Origin of the sequence: Tsuneonella deserti, assembly GCF_014644315.1 — a bacterium.
Lineage (GTDB): Bacteria > Pseudomonadota > Alphaproteobacteria > Sphingomonadales > Sphingomonadaceae > Tsuneonella > Tsuneonella deserti.
In genome coordinates, this window is record NZ_BMKL01000001.1 from 1,324,308 (window position 1) to 1,342,238 (window position 17,931).

The window sequence follows — 17,931 nt, forward strand, 5'->3', positions numbered from 1 at the left end:
CTGTCTTTGCTGGGGCGTGGCGACGCTGATCGTATCGCAATGCCTTTCACTGATCCTGCCCCAGGGGCTGGCGCATCCGATACCGGGTGCGCCGATCTCCAGTCCGGTGCTGGCCTTCGAGTTCGCTCGCACCCCTGCGGACCTTGAAGGCATCTTTGGTGGACCCGGCGATCCCTCGCGAGGGCTGCGCATCACCTCGATGGATCGCGGCAACCTCTTCGATTACGTATTCATGATCGCATACGGCTCGTTCGTACTGGCGTTCTTCGCTTCCACGGCCCGCTCCACCGGCACAACGGGTTGGTGGCTCGCCGGCGCTCTTGGCCCACTCGCAGCTCTTGCCGACGCGGTGGAAAACGCGCTGCTCCTGTCCATGACCCGGAAACTCGCGTCCCCTGAAAGCGAGCTGGGTTTTCTGCCGTATCCCGTGTGGACCAAGTTCGGTTTGCTGGCACTTGCGAGCGGTTTTGCCGCGGCGGCATTGATGCGCCAGCGTGCCTGGTTGCTCGGACTCTTCTGCGTTTCGCCGCTCCTCGCAGTTCCTGTCGGTCTCACCGCGCCATTCCACTGGGGCGAGGCGGCGGTAGGGACGATCGCGGTCGCGTGGATCGCGATGCTGCTCTGGTCAGCTTGGCAGGTCTGGTCTTCCCGCGCCGCGAGCGCCGCGACTTAGGTATTCACCGCGCCTGAAATGCGTTGCGGTTCGTCATCCAAGCTGGGTAGATCACCTGCAAGCTAAATAGATGCAGCGGGCGCAGGCGAGGTGACGGTATGGGCGAGGGGCGGAAAGACGGCCGGCACCCGGTGGAAGTATGGGGCCACTATCGCACCCCCGCGGGAATCAAGCGCGACGTTCCGATCAAGGATTTGTCGGAAACGGGATGCCGCTTCTTCGACAAGTTCTCCAGCCTTCTGCCAGGCTCGGAAATCACCCTTCGCATCGAAACGCTTGGTCCCTTCCCCGCCACGGTTCGCTGGCAGGAAGGGGGATATGTCGGCGCCGAATTCCAGAACCGCCTTTACGGCCCCACCTTCGACCATATTCGCCTGCGGTTGACGCGCTAGGCGCCCGCTCTTTTAAAGGACGTAGGCAAGCTCGAAGTCGCCCCAGCGCCGGCCGTCGATGACGAGAGGCACGTACACGTTGCGCACGATCTCGTAAGTCATGCCGTCGCCTTCCTGGCGATAGACCGCCATCATGTAGGGCGCGGTGCTGCTCTTTGCCTTCCGATCGATCGCGTCGAGCAGGATGCGGCCGTTCCGGCAGTACTTGGTGTCGTGCGCCAGGTCGCCGGTGGGCGCGCGCGACCGGTCGGTGATGTGCGTCGGCAGGAACCCGTTCATGTCGGCCTGGCTGCACATCTTGACCGCCCCGCCTTCAGCCACGACGCGATCGTTTACCGGGCGCCAGTTGGCGTCGGCCCAATCGCTGAGTGCTGTCCGGAACCGCTTCGGATTGCTGCCGGGAACCTCGCGGTAGGAATGATCGAACAGTGCATCCACTGTTAGCCGGCGTTCCGAGAGGGCGGCTTCGGCACGCTCGACAATCTCGCGGGCGAAGCCCTGGGCCTTGTCGACCATCGCGCTGTCCGCGGGCGAAAGGCCGGCCTTGACGATCTCGTCGAACATGGCGCTGGCGGTCAGCTCGAGGTTTTCGATCCGCGTATGAGCCGCGGAAAGCTTGGTTTCGTTGTCCACTGCCGCGCGGTCGAACGAATCTAGCACCGTCTGGACCGCATGAACATGATTGCTGATGGTGGCGGTCGCGCGGGTGATCTGGTCGTTCTGGCCATCGACCTCGACGATCAATTCGTTCACCGACCGCATCGTGTGATGGATCTGGCCCACCGAGGCCTTGGCGGCCCCGCTCTCGCGCGCGCCGCGCTCGATCTTCGCGATCACTTCATCGGCTTCCTGGCCCAGAGTATCGATAGTCCGGCCAATCTCCTCGGTCGCCCGCCGGGTGTCGTTGGCAAGGCTTTTCACCTCGCTGGCCACGACGGCGAAAGTGCGGCCCGAATCCCCGGCCCGCATCGCTTCGATGGTCGCGTTGAGGGCCAGGATGTTGGTGGTCTCGGCGATCTGCTCGATCTCCTGGGCGCTGCGGCGGACCTGCGCCATCGCCGCGGCGAAACCGGTGACGTGCTGGGTAAGGGTCTCGACCAGTTCGAGCAGACCGGTAATCTGGTCGAGCGACGACTGGATGAGCGAGGAGCCTTCGGAAAGCCGCTCGATCGCGCGTTCGGAAAGCAATCGTGCTTCGTCGCTCGCTTGAGCAACCTTCATCTGGTCCGTTTCGAGGCCCGCCACCGTTTCCTGCAGGGCGGAGTGTTCGTCTCGCAGTTTCTCTGACGAGACCATGACTGCATGAATGATGCCGGCAACATCGGTACAACCGACCGTCACCTCGCCACAGCTGGCGGAAATGCGCTCGATTCCGTGTCCTGCGGCAACGTTGATTTGCTGGTGTTCCATTCGGCCTGCGTGCGCCCCTTCGCGTGGTGTTGCGCATGGCTTAGGGCCCCATGGTTAGCGAAGCTTTAAGCGGTCACACGGAAGGGTCCGGCTTTACGCTGGCGTAAACCGACCGCGCGCGATATGCTTTCTCTCATGTTCTTCAACTTCGTCGACGAGCTACGCGCCGCCGGGATCCCGGCCAGCTTCAAGGAGCACCTTACGCTGCTCGAGGCGCTGGAAAAGGATGTCATCGAGCAGACGCCGGAGGCCTTTTACTACCTCTCGCGCGCCACTTTCGTGAAGGACGAGGGACTGATCGACCGGTTCGACCAGGTTTTCCAGAAGGTGTTCAAGGGAATCCTGACTGATTACGGCCAGCAGAAAGTCGATATCCCGGAAGAGTGGCTGAAGGCCGTCGCCGAAAAGTTTCTCACCCCGGAAGAGATGGAGGCGATCAAGTCGCTCGGCTCGTGGGACGAGATCATGGAGACGCTCAAACAGCGGATCGAGGAGCAACAGAAGCGCCACCAGGGGGGCAACAAGTGGGTCGGAACGGGCGGGACGAGCCCGTTCGGCAACGGCGGCTACAATCCCGAAGGTGTTCGTATCGGCGGTGAGAGCCAGCACAAGCGCGCTCTCAAGGTATGGGAGAAGCGCGAGTTCAAGAACCTCGACAATACCCGCGAGCTTGGCACGCGTAACATCAAGATGGCCCTACGCCGCCTGCGCCGCTTCGCGCGGGAGGGCGCCGCCGACGAACTCGATCTCGAGGCCACGATCGAAGGCACTGCCAAGCAGGGCTGGCTCGACATCCACATGCGGCCCGAGCGGCACAATGCGGTGAAGCTGCTGCTGTTTCTCGACGTAGGCGGATCGATGGACCCGTTCATCAAGCTGGTGGAAGAGCTGTTCAGCGCCGCCACCGCCGAATTCAAGAACCTGGAATTCTTCTACTTCCACAACTGTCTTTACGAAGGCGTGTGGAAGGATAACCGACGCCGCTGGGCCGAGCGAACGAAAACCTGGGACGTGCTCCACAAGTTCGGGCACGACTACAAGATCGTGTTCGTGGGTGACGCGGCGATGAGCCCGTACGAGATCACTCATCCCGGTGGCAGCGTCGAACACATGAACGAGGAAGCCGGCGCAACCTGGCTGCACCGTGTCACCAGCACTTACCCCGCGACCGTCTGGTTAAATCCGGTGCCCGAGCAGCAGTGGGGCTATTCGCAGTCGACCAAGCTCATCAAGCAGTTGCTGAGCGACCGGATGTATCCCCTTACCCTCGACGGGTTGGACGAAGCGATGCGGGAGTTGAGCCGCAAGCAGGGCTGAGACAGGATCGCCCCGAGGAGTGCCGCTCATGCGACTGATGTTACTTCCCTTGTGTTCGGCTGCGGCTATTGCGGCCCCCACGGTCGAGCCGGATACCATGCTGCCTGGCTACCGGGAGCAGGCTCAGCGATGGAGCAGCCTCGAGACCGCCGTGGCCAAGAAGGAATGCGCCGATCGCATCGAACAGGTCCGCAGCGCCGCCGGGCAACCCAGACTGGACCACGTTCCGGCCAGCGCCGAACGCCCGCTCCTGATTGCCGCGGTCGACAAGCGCATCGATGACTGCCCCGTCATGGTGATGAGGTACGATATCAACGATTTGCGCCCCCTTCCCGCCCCGGCGGAAGGTCCGGTTCGCCTCGAACCCGCTCGCTGAGGAGGAACAGGCGTAGCGCGCGGCTCTCTTGCCGCCTAAGGGGCGCGCAAGATGGATACTCAGCTTCTCGTCATTTGCATACTGACCTTCGGGATCAACCTGATCGGCACGCTCGCCTATGCCGCGCGGATCGCGGGTGTGCGGACCCGCAGGATCGCCATGAGCTTTGCCCTCTTCAACGTGCTCGTACTTGTCTCGCGCACGGCCAACGGCTTCCTCGGGCCTTTCCTTGCCAAACGTATCGAGCGCCGCCTGCTGGAAGGCGGAGGCGAGGCCCTGGCGGGCGATTTCAGGCTGGTGCTGCTCAGCGCTTCGCTGGCGGTATTCATCGGCATCGTGCTAGTGCCTACGGGACAGCGGCTGTTCGCCCGCGCGATCGGCCATTTCCAGCGACACCGGTCGACCGGTAAGCTCATTCTGCGCTCGATCACGCCAGCGGGCTTGCACACGGTGCGCGAGGAAATCGCCCTGCCGGCGCGAGGCCAGATCTCTGCCTTGCGCAAACCGCTCGGGGTATCGTGGTCGGTGCTTGTCGCGAATGCGTTGGCACAGGCGCTCCTCACCGTTGGCGTCGTCGCGTCGCTTTACGCCGGCTACCTCGCGCCGGAGTTCCGGGTGACCGCGAGCCAGCTTTCCGCCGTGATCAACGGGTTTGCAACTATCCTCCTGTTCGCGCTGATCGATCCGCAACTCTCCGTGATGACCGATGACGTGGTCGAGGGACGGATTGATGAGCCACTGTTCCGCCGCACGATCGTATGGATCTCGTTCAGCCGGCTCGTCGGCACCGTCGTGGCACAGGCGCTGTTTCTGCCGGCGGCTACCCTCGTCGCATGGGTAGCCATCTACGCTTGATCGCTCAGCCTTCCCGGTCGAGTTCTTCGTTCAATCGCAAGCTGCAACGCCAGAAGAAGAACGCGGGAATCAGGCTCATCAAACTGCCGAGGTAGAGCACCCAGCGAACGCTGTCGGCGCCGAATGTCGGCTTGATCGCATCCGACAGCATGCCAAACAAGAGCGGGCCGAGACCGAGGCCAATGAGGTTCTGGAAGAAAAGCAGCACCGCTGCCGCCATCGCTCGCGCGCTAGGGGTGATGAGGCCTTGCACGCTCGAATAAGTGGGACCGTAATAGAGCGAGCCAAGGAATGTCGGCACGAACAGCACGGCCAGCGCCACGCGCCAGTCGGCCATTGCGTAGCCGAGTATCGCGAGCGGCGCGACAAGCGCCATTCCGACTGCAGGCGCGGTCAGCACATGGCGACGATTGGTGGCTCCGAAGTGGTCCGCGATCTTGCCACCCGCCCAGGTGCCGAGGATTCCTGCCGCGCCATTGACGAAGCCGAAGTAGAGCCCGACCTGCCCCGGTGAGAGACCATACGTCCGCTGGAAGTATATCGTCGCCCAGGTCGCCTTCCCGTAGCTGAGGAACGCCGCGAACGAGGCTGCAGTGAGCAGCAGGACCATCGCACGGCTACCGAAAATAGCCTTAAACGCCTGGCGGCTGTCGATGGATGGCGGCGGGACCGTTCCGCGGCTGTGCATGTGATGGCGCGGCTCCTTCAGGAACACCAACACCACAAGTGCCATGAGGACTCCCGGCAACCCGACGATCATGAACGCATGCCGCCAGCCCAGCGCATCGACCAGCAGCCCGCCGATTATCATGCCGAGCACCGAGCCGATGGGGATCCCAAGCGCGTAGAAGCCAAGCGCGGAGGCGCGTCGCTCCTTGGGCACGATGTCGCTGATCAGCGAATGCGCCGCCGGGGTGCAGCCCGCCTCGCCCACCCCCACGCCGACGCGCGCGAGGAGCAAGTGGAGGAAGCTGCTGGCGAGCCCGCAGAGCGCGGTCATCCCCGACCAGATGGTCAGCGCAAGTGCGATCAGCCGCGGCCGGTTGGTGGTCGGTCTGTCCGCGTAACGGGCGATCGGGAGCCCGAGGACGGTGTAAAACAGGGCAAACGCGATCCCGGTCAGCAGTCCGATCTGCGTGTCGCTGAGCCCCAGGTCCTTGGCGATCGGCTCCGCCAGGATATTGACGATCTGCCGATCGATGAAATTGAAGATATAGACGATCAGCAGGATCCACAGCGTCGCCGTGACCCCGCGCCGCCCGGCCTCGGTTGCCGGAGCGCTTGCCATTCGATTTCCTCTCTCTCGCGACGCTCTGGCGCCGTCACGGAGCAAGGTTCGGGGACCAGCGCGACGCGGTCAAGCGCAAACCGCTGACCTGTCTTCAATAAAGCAGTATGTCGGCGACCTGATCCCGCCAGCGAGCCTCGTCGGACGCGGCCGCGGTATCGAGGTCGAGCGGTTCCGCGCACTCGTCATCGACCCATTCGCGCAAGCCCGGACCTCCGTTGATGACGTCGATTGCGAGGCGCTCTGTTTCGTACTCGTAGGGGAAGTCACGCCACAGATCGTATTCCGGGTATGTCCGTCGAATAGCCTTGAAGGCGAGTGCCTGGAGCCGCCAGGGACGAAACGCCTCATGCTCGTAGAACGGGCGCTCGGCATGGACCATGAGCCCATTGCACAGGCGTCCGGCGTGCTTGTGGAAGGTCGGCTCGAACCAGCAAGGCCTGATGGCGCAGCCTTCCAGCCAGTTCGGCGCGATCCGCTGCATTTCCGCCAGCACCGCGCCGGCGTCCACGTCGGGCGCGCCGAAGAGGACCTCCAAAGGGCGGGTCGTCCCGCGCCCTTCCGAAAGGGTGGTTCCCTCCAGCATTACGGTGCCCGCATATGCGCGGGCCATGTTGATGCTCGCGGCGTTGGGACTGGGATTGATCCACACCCTGTCCTCCGGCCAGCCGAAGCCCGGGCCTGCCTCGGGCAGCCAGTGGTGCATGTCGATCACCCGGTAATCCACATCGAGCTTGAACTGACGGATGAACCGGTGGCCCATCTCGCCCATCGTCAGTCCGTGCCGCATCGGCATCGGCGCGGCACCGACGAAACTTTCCTGGCCCGGCTGCAGCAAGGTGCCCTCTACCGGCCGCCCCGCAGGGTTGGGCCGGTCAAGGACCCAGACCGCCTTGCCGCCCTTTGCGGCGGCTTCAAGGAGGTAAAGCAGCGTTGTGACGAAGGTATAGATGCGACAGCCCAGGTCCTGCAGGTCGAACAGGAACACATCGGCGGTGCTCATCATCTGCCCGGTGGGGCGGCGGACTTCGCCATAGAGGCTGAATACCGGGATGCCGTACTTCGGATCGAGTTCGTCCGCGGTCTCCACCATGTTGTCCTGCTTATCGCCCTTCAGGCCGTGCTGTGGACCAAAGGCGCTCGTTACGTTGACCCCGGCACCGATCAAAGCATCGAGGCTATGCGTCAGGTCCGCCGTGACAGAAGCGGGATGGGCCACCAGCGCGACCCGGCGGCCGGACAGTTGCTGCAGGAGATCGGGCTCGCTCAAGAGCCGGTCGATGCCGAATTTCATGCGCGCCGCGGTGGCGCAAGCTCGGCGACGAAGCAAGACTGGTCGTGGAAATCGGGCTTGGCCTCGGGGTGCGTGATGGCCCAGTAGCTCACTACCCCGCCGTGCTCCTCGATCACGGCGGTGAAGTTGGCGGACGCCGGGAGAGCGGGCAGCACGTCGCGCGGGATTGCCGCATCGAAAATGGCGAAGCTGCTGCCTTGTCGCATGGTGCAATCCGGTTCGCGCGAGGCCGGGCGATCGCTCATGCCGTCGCGATATCCCGTGAATTCGTACGCGGCCCAGCGCTCGGATGGCGACAGGTTCAGCTCGACGTAGGCTTCGCCGCCAACAGGCCGCAGGAACAGCTCAAAACATGTCGCGCGCCACAACTCATCGGCGCGGCCACGGCCGGCGAAGGCGGGCACCACCAGCGAGTGCGCGTCTTCGATACGCCAGCGTACGCGCAACCAATCCGCATCGAAACCTATCACGCGAGCTTCGATCGCCGATACGCGCGCCGGCGGATGCGCCGGGTGCGCCTTCAACCGATGCGTTTGCATGTTCCCGCCCTCGTGCTAACCGCCCGCCCGCGATGAGCGAGTACAAATCCGATCTCCTGCGCGTGCTGGAAAGCCGCGGATATGTCCACCAGACGACCGACGCCGCGGGGCTGGACGCCCTCGCAGCGCGCCAGATCGTGCCGGGCTACATCGGCTTCGACGCGACCGCGCCTTCGCTCCACGTCGGCAGCCTCGTGCAGATCATGATGCTGCGGCGCCTGCAGCAGGCTGGTCACAAGCCGGTGGTCGTCATGGGAGGCGGCACCACCCGGATCGGCGACCCCACCGGACGCGACGAGAGCCGCAAGATGCTCACCGACGAAGCGATCGAGGCGAACATCGCCGGCATCCGCACCGCATTCGAGAACCTGCTGGTGTTCGGCGACGGCCCCACCGACGCGGTGATGGTCAACAACCACGATTGGCTCGGCAAACTGGGCTATATAGAGCTGCTACAGACGGTCGGCACGCATTTCACGATCAACCGCATGCTCACCTTCGATTCGGTCCGCCTGCGCCTGGAGCGTGAGCAGCCGATGACCTTCCTCGAATTCAACTACATGATCCTGCAGGGGTACGACTTCCGCCATCTCAGCAAGGAGATGGGCGTACGGCTCCAGATGGGCGGAAGCGATCAATGGGGCAACATCATCAACGGGGTCGAGCTCGGTCGCCGTATGGATGGGACGGAACTGTTCGGCCTGACCACTCCGCTGCTTACCACGGCGGACGGGGCGAAGATGGGCAAGACCGCCGCGGGCGCCGTCTGGCTCAATGAGGAGCAACTGCCGGCGTACGATTTCTGGCAGTTCTGGCGCAACGCCGACGACCGTGACGTTGGTCGATTCCTCCGCCTGTTCACCGACCTGCCATTGGACGAAGTCGCACGTCTGGAAGCGCTCCAGGGCGCCGAAATCAACGCCGCCAAGGTCGTGCTGGCCAACGAAGTGACCCGGCTGGTGCGCGGGGACCAGGCGGCGAAGTCCGCCGAATCAACCGCGTCCACCACATTCGCCGGAGGCGGAGCGGGGGAAGACCTGCCCACCATCGAGCTGGAGCCCGGCATGACCATCGCCGCCGCGCTGACCGCGCTCGGCTTCACCGCCTCCAATGGAGAGGCCAAACGCAAGGTGGCCGAAGGAGCCGTCAAGCTGGACGGGGAAACCATCGTCGATCCTGCCGCTCCCGCGCACGACGGCCGCATCAGCCTGGGCAAGAAACGGCACGGAATCCTGCGCTGAGGCAGGAGCAATTTAACGCAAAATCAGCGATTGAAGCCTACCGGACTTCTCGGACAACGGGATAATCGGAGGGTGTGGTACTGTGACTGTTGGAGCTCAGCTGTCTGTCACCGACCTGCGCCGCGCGGCGCGGCACCCGGTCGATTTTCCGGTTATCGCCGAACATCACGAACGCGGCGACGTGAACCTGCATATCGCCAATCTCTCGGCGCATGGTTTCATGGTCGATAACTCGCCCCAGGTATCGCGCGGGGACCGCGTTATCGTACGCCTGCCCGAGATCGGCCGCATCGAGGCTTATGTCATCTGGACCCGCGACGAGCGCGCGGGCTTCCAGTTCGAACGGATCATCCGGCTCGACGATTTCATGCGCATCATAGAGGCGCTCCAGCCCAATCCCCGTCTGCGCCGGGCGCGCTAGGACAAGATTTCCTGCGCGGCTGAAACGCAAACCCTCGCTTGGCAAGGGCGTTGCCGCCTGCCATGGGCCTGCCGGTGAGCGATGCCCCTCACCCTCTGACGATCGCATATTTCCGCGCTTATTTCGTGTCCCGCCTTTTGGCGACAATCGCGATCAGCGCGCAGGCGATCATCATCGGCTGGCAGGTTTACGGGATCGCCCGCGAAACCATGGACATCAGGGAGGCCGCGTTCCTCCTGGGCATGATCGGCCTGGTACAGTTCGTGCCGCTGTTCCTGCTGACCCCGGTCGTAGGCCTCGTGGCGGATACTTTCGACCGGCGCGTAATCGTCCGGGCGACGACGGCACTGCTCACGATCAACGCCGCGGTGCTCGGCGTGCTGACATGGGCTGGTGATCTCACCCTGCCGTTCCTGTTCGGGGCGGCGGTGTTCGTCGGCATCGCCCGGGCGTTTTCAGGTCCGGCATTCTCTGCCCTCGCCCCCAATCTTGTCCCGCGAGAAAGCTTGCCGACCGCAATCGCGGTGAGCTCGATCGCATGGCAGACCGGCACCATCGTCGGTCCGAGCATCGGCGGCGTGCTCTACGCCATTCATCCGGACGTCGCCTACGTGACCATTTCGGGCATGTTCCTGGCGGCGTTGCTGGCGATATTCATGATCGGCCGGGTGCCCCAGCCTCCCGTGCAGAAGGATCGGCGGCCGATCCACCGGGTGATCGACGGCTTCAATTACGTGCGCAACAACCGCCTGGTGCTGGCCGCTATCACGCTCGACCTGTTCGTCGTCCTTCTCGCCGGGGCGACCGCACTGCTGCCGGTTTTCGCCCGCGACATCCTGCACGTGGGGGCCGATGGATTCGGCCTGCTCGCGGCAGGCATGGGGATCGGGGCAACCGCGGGCTCGCTGTGGTTCTCCATTCGTCCGATGAAGCGAAACGTGGGAACCAAGATGCTCGGAGCGGTCGTGATCTTCGCTCTCGCGATCCTCACTTTCGGGCTGTCGAAATGGTTCTGGCTGAGCTTTGGCGCCCTGATCGTTGCGGGCGCGGCCGACATGGTATCCGTCTATGTCCGGCAATCGTTGATCCAGCTTCATACGCCTGACGAGATGCGCGGGCGCGTGGGAGCGGTATCGGCGCTGACCATTTCCGCTTCAAACGAGCTTGGGGAAGCGGAATCGGGGCTGATGGCGTCGCTGCTCGGCCCCGTGGGTGCGGTCGTTCTCGGGGGCGTCGCCGCCATTGCCATCACGCTCGCCTGGTCCCGGCTGTTCCCGGAACTGCGGCGGGCCAAGACCTTTGACCCTCCATCCCCCAGCACCGCATGAAACCCAGGAGAGCATGATGAAAGCCGACAGCGTCCTCGCCACGATCGGAAATAGCGCTCACATCCGTCTGAGCCGCCTGTTTCCGGATCACGAGGTGTGGGTAAAGAACGAACGGGGCAACCCGGGAGGGTCGATCAAGGACCGGATCGCGCTCGCGATGATCGAAGATGCGGAGCGTTCCGGAGCGCTCGCCGCGGGCGGCACCATCATTGAACCGACCAGCGGCAACACGGGCATCGGCCTTGCGATGGTCGCCGCCGTGAAGGGTTACAAGCTCATCCTCGTGATGCCCGAAAGCATGAGCGTCGAGCGCCGGCGCCTGATGCTGGCCTACGGCGCGAAGTTCGATCTCACGCCCAAGGAAGGCGGCATGAAGGCGGCCATCGCGCGCGCGCAGGAACTCGTCGCGCAAACACCGGGCGGCTGGATGCCGCAGCAGTTCGACAACCCCGCGAACGTCGCAGTCCACGCGCGCACCACCGCGCAGGAAATCCTCGCGGACTTCGCGGACTCCCCCATCGATGCGCTGATAACCGGTGTCGGCACCGGTGGACACCTTACCGGCTGCGCCGAAGTGCTGAAGCGCGAATGGCCGCACCTCAAGGCCTACGCGGTCGAGCCGTCGCTTTCGCCCGTGATCAGCGGAGGACAGCCTGGACCGCATCCGATCCAGGGCCTGGGCGCGGGCTTCATTCCGGGCAATCTCCACACCCAGGCGATCGACGGTGCGATCCAGGTGGATGCGGCCGATGCGAAGGAAATGGCGCGCCGCTGTGCGAGCGAGGAAGGACTGCTGGTCGGCATTTCGAGCGGGGCGGCGCTCGCCGCGATCGCGCAAAAGCTTCCCGAACTGGACGCCGGAGCGCGGATACTGGGTTTCAACTACGATACCGGTGAACGGTACCTGTCCGTGCCCGATTTCCTGCCCGAGGCCTGATCTGGGCGGTTAGAACCCGCTGCCCGCGGCCTGCGGCTCGAACCGGACCAGCCTGCTGTCTACCAGCGCGGCGGTCCGGTTCACGACCGCTCGCTGGTAGTCAGGGTCTTTGATCATTTCGAGAAATGCGGCCGCGCTGGGATATTGCGCGATAAAGCCGTCATCCCAGCGCTCCTCATCCGGACCGGTGACCATCGTCTGGAACAGTCCGCGCCAGACCATCGCGCCGCCAACCCGGCGAAAGATGGGGCCACTGGTCTTCCCGTATTCCTCGTATGCGCGCCGCCCAGTCCATCCCTTGGCGGCGTTCTCGTGCCCTTCGGGATAGTCCGCTTGATCCCGATAGCGGAGCAGGTTCAGCATATGGATCGGCTCGTCGCGAGGCAGCGCCTTGAAAGCGTCGAAGTTGGCGCGCGAGGGATCGATGAATACGGTCACAGCATCCTCCGGCGGCGCTTCGGGGCCAGCGCGATCCCGCCCGCGACCGCAATTCCTGCGGCCACGGCCACTGCGAACTTGATCGCGTTAAACAACGGATCGTCGAACGTCGCTGTGCCGCCCGTCATCCACCACGCCGAGTTCTCGATTGTGAGCTGGCCGAACAGGACCGTCGCCAGCCCCAGGACCATGCCCAGGAACGCCCTGAAGGCCTGCTTCACGCCGCATCCTCAAGGCGGTAGTCGCGGAACCGCTCGCGCAGGTCCTTCTTGCTGATCTTGCCTGTGCCCGTGTGCGGGATTTCATCGACGAATTCGATCGCGTCGGGCAGCCACCACTTGGCGACCTTGTCGCTCAGGTGCGCCAGCACGTCGGCCGCGCTGACTTCGCAGCCTTCCTTGGTCACGCACACGAGTATCGGTCGCTCGTCCCACCGCGGATGTGCGATGCCGATCGCCGCCGCTTCGGCAATGGCGGGGTGGCCTACGGCTGCGTTCTCCAGCTCGACCGAGCTGATCCATTCGCCGCCCGACTTGATCACGTCCTTGGTGCGGTCGGTCAACTGGAGGGTGCCATCGGGATGGATGACGGCGACATCGCCGGTGTCGAACCACTGGTCGAGAGAGACGGCATCCTCCTCGGCCCTGAAATACCGCTTGATGACCCACGGACCACGAACCTGCAGCGCGCCGGAGGTCTTGCCATCGCGGGGTAACACCATGTCGGGATCGCCAAGATCGACGCACCGCAGTTCCACCCCGAACGCGGGACGCCCCTGCTTCTGGACCAGGTCCACCTTGTCCTCGAAGCTCATGCCGTCCCAGCTCGCGGGATAGGCGCCCGTCGTCCCGATCGGCGAGGTTTCGGTCATTCCCCATGCATGGGCCACGCGCACGCCGTTCTTCATCAGGCGTTCGATCATGAAGCGGGGAGCGGCGGAGCCGCCGATGACGGCCGTCTTGAGCGTGGGAATGTCGCGCACATCGCGGCCCTGCGCATCGAGGTACTGGAACATTCCCAGCCAGACAGTCGGGACCCCTGCGGAATGAGTCACGCCTTCGGCCTCGAACAGGTCGCACAGCACCGCCGCGTCATTGACCGCCGAATAAACGAACTTGACGCCGGGGATTGCTCCAGACCACGGCAGGCCCCAGCTTGCCGCATGGAACATCGGCACGATCGGCATCATGACCGCGCGCGAATCGAGGTCGAAGATGTTCGGTTGCACCCCCGCCATCGCGTGAAGCATGGTCGAGCGGTGTTCGTAGAGCACGCCTTTGGGGTGCCCGGTGGTGCCGCTGGTGTAGCATAACATGCACGGATCGCGCTCATCGACCCTGGTCCATACGGTGTCGCCGTCATGCGCGCCGATCCAGTCCTCGAAGGCGAGAGCAGCGGACCCTGCCGGCGGATCGAAGCAGACGTAGGTTTCGATCGTCGGCCACCGGTCGCGCATCCGGTCGACGATCGGCTGAAAGGCGGCGTCATATAGCAGGACACGGTCTTCGGCATGATTGACGATATATTCCAGCTGCTCGTCGAACAGCCTGGGGTTGACCGTGTGAAGCACCCCGCCAACGCCCACCGCGCCATACCAGGAAACCAGGTGACGGGCGTGGTTCATCGCCAGGGTGGCGACCCGATCGCCCTTGCCGATCCCCGCCGCCGCAAGGGCCTGCGTCATCTTCAAGGCATCGCGCCGCACGTTTGCCCAGGTCGTCCGGGTACGCGTCCCGTCGGCCCAATGGGTCACATGCTCGCGCTGGCCGTATTCTCGCGCGGCGTGGTCAATCAGGTGGGTCACCACGAGGTCCCAGTCCTGCATCCCTCCTAGCATCGCGCAACTCTCCCTTTTGCGCGCCCCGATCCGCGGGGCTTCAGGCCACCAGGCGCAAGCTCGGCGCGCGCTGGGTGGACAGCTGCACATTGGCAAGTCCGGGAACGCTTGCCAAGCGTTCGGCAAGCTCGCCATCGAGCTGATAATTGCGCCCCAGGATCAACTGCGGCTCATGCTCGCTTCCCGTACGCAGGCGCACCCTGACCTCGCCGCGTCCGTCCGCACCAGTTTCGAGCAGGCCGTGCAGCGCCTGGACCGCGTCCGCCGAGGTTATGTCGACCGTCAGCATCATGCGCGCACCGGCCTTCACGTCACGCAACGGCCTGGCGCCGCGAACGGTGATGCGGGGAGGCTCGTCGGGGCTGGGACTGTCGAGTTCGACATTTAGCAAAACGCTGGTTCCGTCTTCGGCCCACTTCACGAAATTGGAGACCAGCGATTCCTCGAAGCAGGCGGCTGAGAACTGGCCGCTGCTGTCGGAGAAATCGGCGCGCACGAAGTCCTTGCCCCGCCGCGTGCGCCCGCGATTCACCTTTTCGACCATCGCCGCCATGACCGCCTGGGCCCGCCCGCCGGCCGGTCCCCCGCCAGTCATGAGCGAGGCATAGCTGCGCGCACCGTTGGCCGATGCGATGGCGCGGTACTGTTCGACCGGGTGGGCAGAGAAGTAGAAACCGAAATTGTCCCGTTCGCGCGCCATGCGTTCGGAGCGGGACCACTCTTCGGCGTCTTTCAGGCGCAGCGCACTGTCGGCTTGCGCCTCGCCGCCGAAGAGGCCGCCCTGCCCGCTTTCGCGCTCACGATTGGCCGCCTCTGTCACTGCCAGCAGCAAGTCCACGTTGGCGAACAGCCGGGCCCGGTTGGGCTCGAGCGTGTCGAGCGCGCCGGCCGCGACCAGTCCTTCAAGCTGGCGCGAGTTCATCGTCCCTTTCGGCAATCGCCCGAACAGGTCCTCGACGGACTCGTACCACCCGTGGGCCTCGCGCTCCGCCACCAGGGCCTCCATCGCCTTTTCACCGACGTTGCGGATGCCCGCGAGCGCGTAGCGGACCGCATACCCGTCGTCCGTGCGCTCGACCGTGAACTCGGCTTCGGACCGGTTCACATCCGGCGGCGCGATGACGATGCCGGAGCGGCGCGCATCGTCGACGAACACCGCCAGCTTTTCAGACTGGTGCATGTCGAAGCACATCGAAGCGGCATAGAATTCTTCCGGGTAATGCGCCTTGAGCCACCCGGTCTGGTAAGCCAGCAGGGCATAAGCGGCTGCGTGGCTCTTGTTGAAGCCGTAGCCGGCGAACTTGTCGATCAAGTCGAACAGTTCGTTGGCGCGGCGCGCATCGATCTGCGACACGCTGGCGCAGCCATCGACGAAGCGCTGGCGCTGCGCGTCCATCTCGGCCTGGACCTTCTTGCCCATCGCCCGCCGCAGCAGGTCCGCTTCCCCGAGCGAGTAGCCGGCGAGGATCTGCGCCGCCTGCATCACCTGTTCCTGGTAAACGAAGATTCCGTAGGTCTCGCCGAGGATGCCGGCCAGTTTCTCGTGCGGGTACTCGATCGGCACCTCACCGCTCTTGCGCTTGCCGAACAGCGGGATGTTGTCCATCGGACCGGGGCGGTAGAGTGAGACGAGCGCGATGATGTCGCCGAAATTGGTCGGCTTCACCGCCGTCAGCGTGCGCCGCATGCCTTCGGATTCCAGCTGGAACACGCCAACGGTGTTGCCGCTCTTGAGCAGGTCGTAGACCGCCGGATCGTCCAGCGCGAGCGCGCTGAGGTCTATCTCGATCCCCCGCATGGCGAGCAGCTCGACCGCTTTTTGCAGCACCGACAAGGTCTTCAGGCCCAGGAAGTCGAATTTTACCAGCCCCGCGCCTTCGACGTGCTTCATGTCAAACTGCGTCACCGGCATGTCGGACCGCGGATCGCGATACAGGGGGACGAGTTGCGCCAGCGGCCGGTCGCCGATCACCACGCCCGCCGCGTGGGTCGAGCTGTTGCGCGGCAAGCCTTCCAATTGCATCGCGAGGTCGAGCAGGCGGCGCACTTCGTGGTTATTGTCGTATTCCTGCTTGAACTCGCTGACACCGTTGAGCGCCCGGGGCAGGGTCCAGGGGTCGGTCGGATGGTTGGGCACCATCTTGCAGAGCCGGTCGACGTGTCCGTAGCTCATCTGCAGGATGCGTCCGCAATCGCGCAGCACCGCGCGGGCCTTGAGCTTGCCGAAGGTGATGATCTGCGCGACGTGGTCGTGGCCGTATTTCGACTGGACGTAGCGGATGACCTCGCCGCGGCGGGTTTCGCAGAAGTCGATGTCGAAGTCGGGCATCGAAACGCGTTCGGGGTTGAGGAAGCGTTCGAACAGCAGGCCGAGCCGGATCGGATCGAGATCCGTGATCGTCAGCGACCACGCCACCAGCGACCCGGCGCCCGATCCGCGCCCCGGACCGACCGGAATACCCTGTTCCTTGGCCCATTTGATGAAATCGGCGACGATCAGGAAGTAGCCCGGGAAGCCCATCTGATTGATGACGCCGATCTCGAATTCGAGCCGGTCGGCATAGACCTTCAGTTCCTCGTCGGACAGTTCGCCGTATTTCTCGAGCCGGGCGGCAAGCCCCTTGCGCGAATCCTCCGCCAGCAGGCGCGCCTCTCCTTCAAGATCACCGGCGAGGCTGGGCAGGATCGGATCGCGCCTGGGCGGCGCATAGGCGCAGCGCTGCGCGATCACCAACGTGTTGGCGAGCGCCTCGGGCAGGTCCGGGAACAGCTCCTGCATCATCGGCGCGGACTTGATGAACGCTTCGGGATTCGACCGCGGGCGTTCGGCAGCATCGATGTGGGTCGAGCCCGCGATGCACAGCATCGCGTCGTGCGCGCCATGGAAATGGGGATCGCCGAACTGCGCGGGGTTGGTCGCAACCAATGGCAGGTCACGCGCGTAGGCCAGGCCGATCAGGGCGTCTTCTGCTGCATCGCAAGTCGCGCTGCTTCTGCGCGCCAGCTCGATGTAGAGGCGGCCGGGGAAGAACGCCTCGAGGCGATCGCACAGCGCTTCAGCCGCTTCCTGCCTTCCATCGGCCAGGAGACGGGTGAGCGCCCCCTCCCCCGCGCCGGTCAGCGCGATCAGCCCATCGGTGTGGCCCTCGAGGTCTGCCAGGTGAACGTGCGCGTCGAGCTCCAGCGGACGTTCCAGATGCGCCTTGCTGACGAGGTGGCAAAGGTTTTGATACCCGGCCTCATCCTGAGCGAACAGCGGCAGATGGTCGATTACCTCGCCACTCGAGTCCCGTGCCAGGCCCAGCAGCGCGCCGACGACGGGCTGGATGCCTTTCTCGAAGCACGCAGCTGCGAAGGGCACCGCACCGTACAGGCCGTTGCGGTCGCAGATTCCGGTTGCCGGAAAGCCGCGTTGCTTCGCGATAAGCGCGATTTCCTTGGGATCGACGGCACCCTCGAGCAGGGAGTAGCTCGACATGACACGAAGGGGAACGAAGGGGGCGTAGGCCATCGTGCTGGAGATTAGGGAAGCAGGCGCGATTCGGAAGGGCGACGGGCGGCGTTTTTCTCCACAGCGCCCGCCCG

Annotated in this window: 17 protein-coding genes; 9 read left to right on the forward strand and 8 right to left on the reverse strand. The window is 64.4% G+C overall.

All coding sequences use genetic code 11. The features are described 5' to 3' along the window. Positions 1-16 precede the first annotated feature (16 nt). A complete protein-coding gene (locus tag IEW58_RS06255; protein ID WP_188644339.1) occupies positions 17-673 on the forward strand; it encodes a hypothetical protein in 657 nt (218 codons plus the stop codon). Between the two features lie 98 nt (positions 674-771). Then, positions 772-1,065, forward strand: coding sequence for a PilZ domain-containing protein (locus IEW58_RS06260; protein WP_188644340.1), 294 nt, complete (start codon positions 772-774; stop codon positions 1,063-1,065). 12 nt (positions 1,066-1,077) lie between these two features. On the opposite strand, the gene IEW58_RS06265 is transcribed toward IEW58_RS06260, so the two are convergent. Continuing rightward, positions 1,078-2,475 (reverse strand): methyl-accepting chemotaxis protein, encoded by a 1,398-nt coding sequence (locus tag IEW58_RS06265; protein WP_188644341.1) that lies wholly within the window; start codon positions 2,473-2,475, stop codon positions 1,078-1,080. 135 nt (positions 2,476-2,610) lie between these two features. On the opposite strand from IEW58_RS06265, the gene IEW58_RS06270 reads away from it, so the two are divergent. From IEW58_RS06270 to IEW58_RS06280, 3 genes are read left to right on the forward strand one after another with little or no spacing between them, the layout of a single operon-like run. Then, positions 2,611-3,792 (forward strand): vWA domain-containing protein, encoded by a 1,182-nt coding sequence (locus tag IEW58_RS06270; RefSeq protein ID WP_188644342.1) that lies wholly within the window; start codon positions 2,611-2,613, stop codon positions 3,790-3,792. Positions 3,793-3,820: 28 nt separating this feature from the next. Beyond that, positions 3,821-4,168, forward strand: coding sequence for a hypothetical protein (locus IEW58_RS06275; protein WP_188644343.1), 348 nt, complete (start codon positions 3,821-3,823; stop codon positions 4,166-4,168). Between the two features lie 51 nt (positions 4,169-4,219). Then, positions 4,220-5,023: a lipid II flippase Amj family protein gene (locus IEW58_RS06280; RefSeq protein WP_188644344.1), complete on the forward strand. Its 804-nt coding sequence runs from the start codon at positions 4,220-4,222 to the stop codon at positions 5,021-5,023. A 4-nt stretch (positions 5,024-5,027) separates the two neighbouring features. Here IEW58_RS06280 and IEW58_RS06285 read toward each other — a convergent pair whose 3' ends face one another. The 3 genes from IEW58_RS06285 to IEW58_RS06295 form a co-directional block, all read right to left on the reverse strand. Then, the gene (locus tag IEW58_RS06285; protein ID WP_188644345.1) at positions 5,028-6,311 is read right to left on the reverse strand and encodes a spinster family MFS transporter; all 1,284 of its coding nucleotides are present in this window, start codon (positions 6,309-6,311) and stop codon (positions 5,028-5,030) included. A gap of 94 nt (positions 6,312-6,405) precedes the next feature. Next, complete coding sequence (locus tag IEW58_RS06290; RefSeq protein WP_188644346.1) at positions 6,406-7,605, reverse strand: exo-beta-N-acetylmuramidase NamZ family protein; 1,200 nt, start codon at positions 7,603-7,605, stop codon at positions 6,406-6,408. Further along, positions 7,602-8,129: a DOMON-like domain-containing protein gene (locus IEW58_RS06295; RefSeq protein ID WP_308419259.1), complete on the reverse strand. Its 528-nt coding sequence runs from the start codon at positions 8,127-8,129 to the stop codon at positions 7,602-7,604. Before IEW58_RS06295 ends, IEW58_RS06290 begins: the two co-directional genes overlap by 4 nt. A gap of 47 nt (positions 8,130-8,176) precedes the next feature. Here IEW58_RS06295 and tyrS point away from each other — a divergent pair, with 47 nt between their 5' ends. From tyrS to cysK, 4 genes are all read left to right on the forward strand, one after another. Continuing rightward, a complete protein-coding gene (gene tyrS, locus IEW58_RS06300) occupies positions 8,177-9,385 on the forward strand; it encodes a tyrosine--tRNA ligase (RefSeq protein ID WP_188644348.1) in 1,209 nt (402 codons plus the stop codon). 82 nt (positions 9,386-9,467) lie between these two features. After that, positions 9,468-9,806 carry a PilZ domain-containing protein gene (locus tag IEW58_RS06305; protein ID WP_188644349.1) on the forward strand — a complete coding sequence of 113 codons (339 nt, stop codon included), beginning with the start codon at positions 9,468-9,470 and terminating at the stop codon, positions 9,804-9,806. Positions 9,807-9,868: 62 nt separating this feature from the next. Then, positions 9,869-11,134 carry an MFS transporter gene (locus IEW58_RS06310; protein ID WP_188644350.1) on the forward strand — a complete coding sequence of 422 codons (1,266 nt, stop codon included), beginning with the start codon at positions 9,869-9,871 and terminating at the stop codon, positions 11,132-11,134. 16 nt (positions 11,135-11,150) lie between these two features. After that, complete coding sequence (cysK, locus tag IEW58_RS06315; protein ID WP_188644351.1) at positions 11,151-12,071, forward strand: cysteine synthase A; 921 nt, start codon at positions 11,151-11,153, stop codon at positions 12,069-12,071. A 9-nt stretch (positions 12,072-12,080) separates the two neighbouring features. Here the strand turns inward: cysK and IEW58_RS06320 are convergent, their stop codons facing one another. The 4 genes from IEW58_RS06320 to dnaE are packed head-to-tail and all read right to left on the reverse strand — an operon-like array spanning position 12,081 to position 17,857. Then, positions 12,081-12,509, reverse strand: coding sequence for a DUF1330 domain-containing protein (locus IEW58_RS06320; RefSeq protein ID WP_229658466.1), 429 nt, complete (start codon positions 12,507-12,509; stop codon positions 12,081-12,083). Beyond that, complete coding sequence (locus tag IEW58_RS06325; RefSeq protein WP_188644352.1) at positions 12,506-12,730, reverse strand: hypothetical protein; 225 nt, start codon at positions 12,728-12,730, stop codon at positions 12,506-12,508. Before IEW58_RS06325 ends, IEW58_RS06320 begins: the two co-directional genes overlap by 4 nt. Then, complete coding sequence (locus tag IEW58_RS06330) at positions 12,727-14,346, reverse strand: long-chain fatty acid--CoA ligase (protein ID WP_188644353.1); 1,620 nt, start codon at positions 14,344-14,346, stop codon at positions 12,727-12,729. The genes IEW58_RS06325 and IEW58_RS06330 overlap by 4 nt, the downstream gene beginning before the upstream one ends. Positions 14,347-14,386: 40 nt before the next feature. Continuing rightward, the gene (gene dnaE, locus IEW58_RS06335; protein WP_188644354.1) at positions 14,387-17,857 is read right to left on the reverse strand and encodes a DNA polymerase III subunit alpha; all 3,471 of its coding nucleotides are present in this window, start codon (positions 17,855-17,857) and stop codon (positions 14,387-14,389) included. Positions 17,858-17,931: the final 74 nt, after the last annotated feature.